This window comes from Streptomyces sp. NPDC051976 (assembly GCF_040680795.1).
Taxonomy (GTDB): domain Bacteria; phylum Actinomycetota; class Actinomycetes; order Streptomycetales; family Streptomycetaceae; genus Actinacidiphila.
This window is the reverse complement of record NZ_JBFAXL010000046.1, coordinates 65,455-74,977: the sequence shown is the minus strand read 5'-3', so window position 1 is coordinate 74,977 and position 9,523 is coordinate 65,455. Positions and strand designations below refer to the sequence as shown.

Sequence of the window (9,523 nt, the reverse complement as noted above, 5' to 3'; positions counted from 1 at the left end):
TTGTGCCAACGTACTGGAGCGGGCCCCCGGATGCAAATCCGGGGGCCCGCTCGTGGCACGTCGGTTGACGGTCCGTCAAACGACGGGGCGTCAGGGGTGGGAAGAGGGTGGTCAGACCTCGACGACCACCGGCAGGATCATCGGACGGCGGCGGTAGGTGTCCGACACCCACTTGCCGACCGACCTGCGGATGAGCTGCTGGATCTGCCGTGTTTCCATCACCCCGTCGGAGGCCGAACGGGACAGCCCCTCCTCGATCTTGGGGATGACGGCGGCGAACGCATCGTCCTCGATACCGGAGCCGCGGGCATGGATGTTCGGGCCGCCGACGATCTTGCCGGTGGTCGAATCGACCACCACGAAGACCGAGACGATGCCCTCCTCACCCAGAATGCGCCGGTCCTTGAGGGACGACTCGGTGATGTCGCCGACGGACAGGCCGTCCACGTACACATAACCGGCCTGGACCTTGCCCGCGATTTTGGCGACACCGTCGATGAGGTCGACGGCCACACCGTCCTCGGCGATGACACAGCGGTTCTTCGGGATACCCGTGAGCTGGCCGAGTTCGGCGTTGGCCCGCAAGTGGCGCCATTCGCCGTGGATAGGCATCAGGTTCTTGGGCTTGCAGATGTTGTAGAAGTACAGCAGCTCGCCGGCCGAGGCGTGGCCGGAGACGTGCACCTTGGCATTGCCCTTGTGCACGACATTGGCACCCCACCTGGTGAGGCCGTTGATCACGCGGTAGACCGCGTTCTCGTTGCCCGGAATCAGGGAGGAGGCGAGGATGACGGTGTCGCCCTCCACGATCCGGATCTGGTGGTCGCGGTTGGCCATCCGGGACAGCGCGGCCATCGGCTCGCCCTGGGAGCCGGTGCAGACCAGCACGACCTTCTCGTCGGGCAGGTCGTCGAGCACCTTGACGTCCACGATCAGCCCGCCGGGCACCTTCAGGTAGCCGAGGTCACGGGCGATGCCCATGTTCCTGACCATGGAGCGGCCGACGAAGGCGACCTTGCGGCCGCGTTCGTGGGCGGCGTCCAGCACCTGCTGGATGCGGTGGACGTGGCTGGCGAAGCTCGCGACGATGATCCGCTTGTCCGCCTTGGCGAAGGTCTGCCGGAGCACCTGCGAGATGTCGCGCTCCGGCGGTACGAAGCCGGGGACCTCCGCGTTGGTGGAGTCCGACAGCAGCAGGTCGATGCCTTCCTCGCCGAGCCGCGCGAAGGCGGGCAGGTCGGTGAGGCGGCCGTCGAGCGGAAGCTGGTCCATCTTGAAGTCGCCGGTGACGACGACCATTCCGGCGGGAGTGCGGATGGCGACGGCCAGCGCGTCCGGGATGGAGTGGTTGACGGCGACGAACTCGCAGTCGAAGGGCCCGATGCGCTCCCGGTCGCCCTCCTTGACCTCCAGGACGTACGGGTGGATGCGGTGTTCCTGGAGCTTGGCCTCGATCAGCGCGAGGGTCAGCTTGGAGCCGATCAGCGGCAGGTCGTCCTTCTCGCGCAGGAGGAAGGGGACGGCGCCGATGTGGTCTTCGTGGCCGTGGGTCAGGATGATGCCGACGACGTCGTCGAGGCGGTCCCGGATGGAGCTGAAGTCCGGGAGGATCAGGTCGACGCCGGGCTGCTCTTCCTCGGGGAAGAGCACTCCGCAGTCGACGATCAGCAGCTTGCCGCCGTATTCGAAGACCGTCATGTTGCGGCCGATCTCACCGAGGCCGCCGAGCGGGGTGATGCGCAGGCCTCCGTCGGGAAGGGTCCGCGGGGGGCCGAGTTCAGGGTGCGGATGGCTCAAAAGTCTCTCCTTACCGCGCGTTCCGTCGGGCCGGTCCGGCTCGTGGCGCGCGTGACATCGTCGTTCTCGCGTATGCGTTGGGGGTGTTACGGGTGTTACGTATTCAGTTGTGAAGTCTGTCGTCTGTGGTCAGAGGTGTACCCCGCCTGCGGCGAGATCCCTCCTGAGCTGCTCGGTCGCGATCTCGTCGAGCCCGACCAGGGGCAGGCGCAGCGGTCCGGCGGGCAGTCCGCGCAGCGCGAGGGCGGTCTTGGTGGTGACGACGCCCTGGGCGCGGAACATGCCGGTGTAGACGGGCAGCAGCCGCTGGTGGATTTCGGCGGCCTTGATGACGTCGCCGCCGGTGTACGCGTCGAGGAGCGCGCGCAGCTCGGCGGAGACGAGGTGGCCGACGACGGAGACGAAGCCGGTGGCGCCCACCGCGAGCAGCGGCAGGTTGAGCATGTCGTCGCCCGAGTACCAGGCGAGGCCGCTGCGGGACATGGCCCAGCTCGCGGCGCCGAGGTCGCCCTTGGCGTCCTTGTTGGCGACGATGCGGGGGTGTTCGGCCAGCCGGACGAGGGTCTCGGTCTCGATCGGGACGCCGCTGCGGCCGGGGATGTCGTAGAGCATCACGGGCAGGTCGGTGGCGTCGGCGATGGTGGTGAAGTGCCGGTACAGGCCCTCCTGCGGGGGCTTGCTGTAGTACGGCGTCACGGTGAGCAGGCCGTGGGCGCCGCTGCTCGCCGCCTGGCGGGCGAGTTCGACGCTGTGCCGGGTGTCGTTGGTGCCGACTCCCGCGACGACGTGCGCCCGGTCGCCCACGGCCTCCAGTACGGCCCGTACGAGCTGGGCTTTCTCCGTGTCGCTCGTGGTGGGCGACTCCCCGGTGGTGCCGTTGACGACGAGACCGTCGTTGCCCGCGTCCACGAGGTGGGCGGCGAGTCGCTGCGCGCCGTCGAGATCGAGGGCGCCGTCCGCGGTGAACGGCGTGACCATTGCGGTCAGGACCCGCCCGAAGGGGGCCTTGGGGGTGGAGGTCGGAGCCATGGGTCCCACGCTACTCGGTGTGTGTACGGGCACGCAGCCGCGGGACCTGCGCAAAGGACTCCGGCGGTGCCTGCTCGGGGGTTCAAGCAACGCCGGAGTCCGTTTCTGCAGCCTAGATGAACTTCACGAATGCCTGCAATCTGAACACTTCGGACATTTGTCTGTGACGAGCGCAGCACAGCCGTGGAAGCCCGGTGGAAGGCGGGCGGGCACCGGCGGGGACGCGGCCGGGGCGGCCGGCCGATCGCTACGGCGCGACGCGGCCGTTCGCGTTGAACGCGGCGTAGGTGAGCGGCATCAGCTCGGCCCACGCGGCCTCCATCCGCTCGCCGACCATCTCGATCTCCCGCTGCGGGAAGGACGGCGTGCGGGCCAGCTCGTGCTGGGTGCGCAGCCCCAGGAAGTGCATCAGCGACCGCGCGTTGCAGGTGGCGTACATCGACGAGAACAGACCCACCGGAAGAGTGGCGCGCGCCACCTCCCGGGCCACGCCGTCCGCCAGCATCGCCTGGTAGGCGGCGTACGACTGGGCGTACGACTCCTCCATCGCCGCCACGGTCGCCTTGTGCTGCTCGGGGGTGCCGTGCACGAACTCGTACTTGCCCGGACGCCCCTGCTGCACCAGCTTGCGGTCCTGGCCGGGGACGTAGAAGACCGGCTGCAGCTCGCGGTAGCGGCCGGACTCCTCGTTGTAGGACCAGCCGACGCGGTGCCGCATGAACTCGCGGAAGACGAAGATCGGCGCGTTGATGAAGAAGGTCATCGAGTTGTGCTCGAACGGGCTGCCGTGGCGGTCCCGCATCAGGAAGTTGATCAGGCCCTTGGAGCGGACCGGGTCCTTGCTCAGCTCGTCCAGGGAGCCCTCGCCCGCGGTCGAGACACGCGCCGCCCACAGGACGTCGGAGTCCGACGCGCTGTGCTTGATGAGATCGACGGTCACGTCGTCGCGGAACTGGATGGGGGCGGTGGTCGCTTCGGGCGAATCGGTCGACACCGGAGGTCCTTCCTGTGGGCGGCTGTGCGCGGACCACCCTATGCCGTCAGGTGTGTGCGGCCGTCCGGACGACCCGAGCTAGCCGGGAGTGCGGTTGACGGCTAGCCTCACCCGTCAGACCCACCGGTCAGACCCCACCGCTGCCGGCAGCCGAAGAGGATCCTCCGCGTGTCCCAGCCCTACCGCTCCGCCTCGCCCACCGCACCCGCCGCCTCCCCGGTGTTCCGCCCCGCCCCGGCTTCGGGGAACGACGGGCACACCGGCGCCCGCCCCCTTCCGCACGGCGCGCAGGACCGCTGGATGCGCCCGTACCGGCCCGGGCCGTGGCGGGTGGCCGCGGCCGCGCTGTCGTTGATCTTCGCCTCGTACCTGCTGTTCGCCGCGCTGATCATGGTCGCCGCGGGCGGTGTGCAGGGCGCCGGGGTGTGCCTGGCGGCGGCGGTCGCGGTGATCGTGGGCACTTTGCGGCTGCTGCGGATGGGCGTGTGGGTCAGCGGCAAGGGACTGCGCCAGGTGGGGTACTTCTTCACCTCCACCGTCGCCTGGAGCGACATCACCTCGGTGCGCACCGCCCAGCAGCCGGTGCGGGTGCTGGGGCTGCCGCGGAGCGTCCAGGGGCAGGCGCTGCTGGTGACCAGGCGGCGGGGCGACGCCGGAAAGCCGCTGCTGACCGACCACAACGCCGACTTCCTCGGCCGGGTCGAGGCGTTCGACATGGCCGCCGACGCCATCGAGGGCTGGGCCGCAGAGCTGCGCTGAGCGCGACGGCCCCGGGCGCCCGCGAAGACGCCCGGGGCCCGCCTGCCGGGGTTACTTGCCGTCGTGCAGCGCGATGGCCCGCTGCATGGCCTTGCGGGCCCGCGGGGTGTCGCGGGCGTCGAAGTACGCGACGGCCAGCCGGAACCAGTTGCGCCAGTCGTCGGGGGCCGCCTCGGTCTCCGCCTGCCGCTTGGCGAACACCGCGTCCGCCGAGTCGCGGTCGATACGGCCGCTGGGGGTGCGTACCAGCTCGTCGACGGGCAGGCCGCCCTCCGCCTCCAGCTCGCGGCCCAGCCGGCCCGCGTGCCGGGCGAACTGGGTGGTCTGCCACAGGAACCAGGCGCCGATCAGCGGCAGCACCAGCACCGCGAGCCCGAAGGCGACGGTGACCGGGCGGCCGTCGGCGATCAGCAGTACGCCCCGCTCGCCGACCAGTACGAAGTAGAAGACCAGTACGACCGCGGAGACGGCGTAGCTCAGTTTGGCGCGCATCGCGGAGCGGCCTCCTTCGCGGTCAGTTGCCGGGTTCGGTCAGGAAGTGTTCCAGGCCGACGGTGAGGCCCGGCACCGAGGGCACGGTCCTGGCCGCCAGCAGGATGCCCGGCATGAAGGAGCTGTGGTGCAGCGAGTCGTGCCGGATGGTGAGGGTCTCGCCGGTGTCGCCGAAGAGCACCTCCTGGTGCGCGAGCAGGCCGCGCAGCCGTACCGAGTGCACCGGCACCCCCTCGACGTCCGCGCCGCGGGCGCCGTCCAGGGCGTGGGTGGTCGGGTCCTGCTGGGGAGCGAGCCCGGCTTCGGTGCGCGCGGCGGCGATGAGCTGCGCCGTACGGGTGGCGGTGCCGCTGGGAGCGTCCGCCTTCCGGTTGTGGTGCAGCTCGATGACCTCGACGGACTCGTACCAGCGGGCGGCCTGCTGGGCGAAGCGCATGGTCAGGACCGCGCCGATGGAGAAGTTCGGCGCGACCAGCACACCGGTGGCGGGTGACGCGGCCAGCCAGCCGCGCAGGGTGGCGAACCGCTCCGGTGTCCAGCCGGTGGTGCCGACCACGGCGTGGATGCCGTGGCCGACGCAGAACTCCAGATTGCCCATGACGGCGTCCGGGTGCGTGAGGTCGACGGCGACCTGCGCGCCGGCCTCGGTCAGCGCCTCCAGCCGGTCGTCGCGGTCGATCGCCGCGACCAGGTCGAGGTCCTCGGCGGCCTCGACCGTACGTGCCGCCTCCGAGCCGATCCGGCCCTGGGCACCGATGACGGCCACACGGAGCTTGCTCATCGTCTTGCGGTCCTCCGGGTTCGGTTCCGCCTACGCGACGGATTCGTGCAGGCGGTCCGCCTGCTTCTGCTTCAGCGGGCCGATGACGGCCAGCGACGGGCGGTGTCCCAGTACATCGCGTGCCACCGCGCGGACGTCGTCCGGGGTGACCTCGGCGATCCTGGCCAGCATGCCGTCGACCGAGAGCTGCTCGCCCCAGCACAGCTCGCTCTTGCCGATCCGGTTCATCAGCGCGCCGGTGTCCTCGAGACCCAGCACCGTGGACCCGGAGAGCTGGCCGATCGCGCGGCGCAGCTCCTCGTCGGTGATCCCGTGCTCGGCGACCTGGTTCAGCTCGTCCCGGCAGATCTTCAGCACCTCGGGCACCCGGCGCGGCTGGCAGCCCGCGTAGACGCCGAAGAGGCCGCAGTCCGCGAAGGACGAGGTGTAGGAGTACACCGAGTACGCCAGGCCGCGCTTCTCGCGGACCTCCTGGAAGAGCCGGGAGCTCATGCCGCCGCCGAGGGCGGTGTTGAGCACTCCCATCGCCCAGCGGCGCTCGTCGGTGCGGGACAGGCCGGGCATGCCGAGGACGACATGGGCCTGCTCGGTCCGCCGGTCGAGCAGCTCGACCCGGCCCGCGGCCCGTATCGTCCTGGCCCCGTCGCGCGGCGGCTGGGGCACGGCGTCGGGGTCGCGCAGCGCGCCGCCCCGCTCGAAGGCGCGGCGGACCTGGCGTACGACGGTGGCGTGGTCGATGTTGCCCGCGGCGGCCACGACGAGGTGGGTGGGGTCGTAGTGCCGCTTGTAGAAGCGGGCGACCTGGTCGCGGGTGAGGGCGTTGATGGTGTCGACGGTGCCGAGGACGGGGCGGCCGAGCGGGGTGTCGCCGAGCATCGCCGTGGTGAACAGGTCGTGGACCTGGTCACCGGGGTCGTCCTCGGTCATCGCGATCTCCTCCAGGACCACGCCGCGCTCGGCGTCGAGGTCCTCCTGGCGGATCAGCGAGCCGGTGAGCATGTCGCAGACCACGTCGATGGCCAGCGGCAGGTCGGTGTCGAGCACCCGCGCGTAGTAGCAGGTGTACTCCTTGGCGGTGAACGCGTTCATCTCGCCGCCGACCGCGTCGATCGCGGCGGAGATGTCCAGCGCGCTGCGCCGCTGCGTGCCCTTGAAGAGCAGGTGCTCCAGGTAGTGGGTGGCGCCGTTGAGCACCGGGGTCTCGTCCCGGGAGCCGACACCGGCCCAGATGCCGAAGGTCGCGGAGCGCACCGTCGGCAGGGTCTCGGTGACCACGCGCAGGCCGCCGGGCAGCACGCTGCGGCGTACGGTCCCGATGCCGTCGGTGCCCGGGAGGAGGGTCCGCGTGCGGACGGCCCGCCCCTTGGTGGAGGGGCGGGCCGTCACTGCGGTGGAGCGGGTCGTCACGAGTTCGACTCGTCCTTCGCGTCGTCGTCGCTCTCACCCTCGATGACCGGGATCAGCGAGAGCTTGCCGCGCTGGTCGATCTCGGCGATCTCGACCTGCACCTTGGCGCCGACGGCGAGGACGTCCTCGACGTTCTCGACGCGCTTGCCGCCGGCGAGCTTGCGGATCTGCGAGATGTGCAGCAGACCGTCCTTGCCGGGCATCAGCGACACGAAGGCGCCGAAGGTGGTGGTCTTCACGACCGTACCCAGGTAACGCTCGCCGACCTCGGGCATGGTCGGGTTGGCGATCTGGTTGATCACCGCGCGCGCCGCCTCGGCCTGGGAGCCCTCGGTGGCGCCGATCAGCACCGTGCCGTCGTCCTCGATGGAGATGTCGGCGCCGGTGTCCTCCTGGATCTGGTTGATCATCTTGCCCTTGGGGCCGATGACCTCGCCGATCTTGTCCACGGGGATCTTGATGCTGATGATCCGCGGGGCGTTGGGGGACATCTCGTCCGGGACGTCGATGGCCTCGTTCATCACGTCGAGGATGTGGAGGCGGGCGTCACGGGCCTGCTTCAGCGCGGCGGCCAGCACGGAGGCGGGGATGCCGTCGAGCTTGGTGTCGAGCTGGAGCGCGGTCACGAAGTTCTTCGTGCCGGCGACCTTGAAGTCCATGTCGCCGAACGCGTCCTCGGCGCCGAGGATGTCGGTGAGCGCCACGTAGTGCGTCTCGCCCTCGATCTCCTGCGAGATCAGGCCCATGGCGATACCGGCCACGGGGGCCTTGAGCGGCACACCGGCGTTCAGCAGCGACATGGTGGAGGCGCAGACGGAGCCCATCGACGTGGAGCCGTTGGAGCCGAGCGCCTCGGAGACCTGGCGGATCGCGTAGGGGAACTCCTCGCGGGTCGGCAGGACCGGGATCAGGGCGCGCTCGGCGAGCGCGCCGTGGCCGATCTCGCGGCGCTTGGGCGAGCCCACGCGGCCGGTCTCACCCACGGAGTAGGGCGGGAAGTTGTAGTTGTGCATGTAGCGCTTGCGGGTCTCGGGCGCCAGGGTGTCGAGCTGCTGCTCCATCCGGAGCATGTTGAGGGTGGTGACGCCCAGGATCTGGGTCTCGCCACGCTCGAACAGCGCGGAGCCGTGCACCCGCGGGATCGCCTCGACCTCGGCGGCCAGCGTACGGATGTCCGTGACGCCGCGGCCGTCGATGCGGACCTTGTCCTTGATGACGCGCTGGCGGACCAGCTTCTTCGTCAGGGAGCGGTACGCGGCGGAGATCTCCTTCTCGCGGCCCTCGAACTGCGGCAGGAGCTTCTCGGCGGCCAGCGCCTTGACGCGGTCCAGCTCGGCCTCACGGGCCTGCTTGCCGGCGATGGTGAGCGCCTGGGCCAGCTCGCTGGTGACGGCGGCCTCGAGGGCCTCGAACACGTCGTCCTGGTAGTCCAGGAAGATCGGGAACTCGCCGGTCGGCTTGGCGGCCTTGGCGGCCAGCTCCGACTGCGCCTTGCACAGCGCCTTGATGAAGGGCTTGGAGGCTTCGAGGCCGGCGGCCACGATCTCCTCGGTCGGCGCCTCGGCGCCGCCCTCCACGAGCTGGATGGTCTTCGCGGTGGCCTCGGCCTCGACCATCATGATCGCGACGTCGCCGTCCTCCAGGACGCGGCCCGCGACGACCATGTCGAAGACGGCCTCTTCGAGCTCGGTGTGCGTCGGGAACGCCACCCACTGGCCCTTGATCAGCGCGACGCGGACGCCGCCGATCGGGCCGGAGAAGGGCAGGCCCGCGAGCTGCGTGGAGCAGGACGCGGCGTTGATCGCGACCACGTCGTACAGGTGGTCGGGGTTGAGCGCCATGATCGTGCAGACGACCTGGATCTCGTTGCGCAGGCCCTTGACGAAGGACGGGCGCAGCGGGCGGTCGATCAGACGGCAGGTGAGGATGGCGTCCTCGGAGGGGCGGCCCTCGCGGCGGAAGAAGGAACCGGGGATCCGGCCGGCCGCGTACATGCGCTCCTCGACGTCCACCGTGAGGGGGAAGAAGTCGAAGTGCTCCTTGGGCTGCTTCGAGGCGCTGGTGGCCGACAGCACCATGGTGTCGTCGTCCAGGTAGGCGACGGCGGAACCGGCGGCCTGACGGGCCAGCCGGCCCGTCTCGAATCGGATGGTACGGGTGCCGAACGTGCCGTTGTCGATAACGGCCTCGGCGTAGTGGGTCTCGTTCTCCACTATGGGAATTCTCCTCGTCCATGCCCCCAGGGCGTTTCCCTGCGGGCCATC

Annotated in this window: 8 protein-coding genes; 1 reads left to right on the top strand and 7 read right to left on the bottom strand. The window is 70.2% G+C overall.

What is annotated here, in order from left to right; genetic code table 11:
- Positions 1-111 precede the first annotated feature (111 nt).
- The 3 genes from AB0M29_RS33510 to thyX all read right to left on the bottom strand — a co-directional run bounded on the left by AB0M29_RS33510 (position 112) and on the right by thyX (position 3,820).
- Positions 112-1,797, bottom strand: a complete 1,686-nt coding sequence (locus AB0M29_RS33510) for a ribonuclease J (RefSeq protein WP_365389687.1) — start codon at positions 1,795-1,797, stop codon at positions 112-114.
- Positions 1,798-1,926: 129 nt separating this feature from the next.
- On the bottom strand, positions 1,927-2,826 hold the full coding sequence (gene dapA, locus AB0M29_RS33505) for a 4-hydroxy-tetrahydrodipicolinate synthase (RefSeq protein ID WP_365389684.1): 900 nt from the start codon (positions 2,824-2,826) through the stop codon (positions 1,927-1,929).
- A gap of 247 nt (positions 2,827-3,073) precedes the next feature.
- Complete coding sequence (gene thyX / locus AB0M29_RS33500) at positions 3,074-3,820, bottom strand: FAD-dependent thymidylate synthase (protein ID WP_365389681.1); 747 nt, start codon at positions 3,818-3,820, stop codon at positions 3,074-3,076.
- Between the two features lie 219 nt (positions 3,821-4,039).
- Here thyX and AB0M29_RS33495 point away from each other — a divergent pair, with 219 nt between their 5' ends.
- Positions 4,040-4,579, top strand: a complete 540-nt coding sequence (locus AB0M29_RS33495) for a hypothetical protein (protein WP_365389700.1) — start codon at positions 4,040-4,042, stop codon at positions 4,577-4,579.
- 51 nt (positions 4,580-4,630) lie between these two features.
- On the opposite strand, the gene AB0M29_RS33490 is transcribed toward AB0M29_RS33495, so the two are convergent.
- The 4 genes from AB0M29_RS33490 to AB0M29_RS33475 are packed head-to-tail and all read right to left on the bottom strand — an operon-like array spanning position 4,631 to position 9,472.
- On the bottom strand, positions 4,631-5,071 hold the full coding sequence (locus AB0M29_RS33490) for a hypothetical protein (protein ID WP_365389678.1): 441 nt from the start codon (positions 5,069-5,071) through the stop codon (positions 4,631-4,633).
- Between the two features lie 22 nt (positions 5,072-5,093).
- Positions 5,094-5,852 carry a 4-hydroxy-tetrahydrodipicolinate reductase gene (dapB, locus tag AB0M29_RS33485; RefSeq protein WP_365389675.1) on the bottom strand — a complete coding sequence of 253 codons (759 nt, stop codon included), beginning with the start codon at positions 5,850-5,852 and terminating at the stop codon, positions 5,094-5,096.
- A gap of 30 nt (positions 5,853-5,882) precedes the next feature.
- Positions 5,883-7,259 (bottom strand): pitrilysin family protein, encoded by a 1,377-nt coding sequence (locus AB0M29_RS33480; RefSeq protein WP_365389672.1) that lies wholly within the window; start codon positions 7,257-7,259, stop codon positions 5,883-5,885.
- Complete coding sequence (locus AB0M29_RS33475; RefSeq protein ID WP_365389669.1) at positions 7,256-9,472, bottom strand: polyribonucleotide nucleotidyltransferase; 2,217 nt, start codon at positions 9,470-9,472, stop codon at positions 7,256-7,258. The genes AB0M29_RS33480 and AB0M29_RS33475 overlap by 4 nt, the downstream gene beginning before the upstream one ends.
- Between the last annotated feature and the right edge of the window lie 51 nt (positions 9,473-9,523).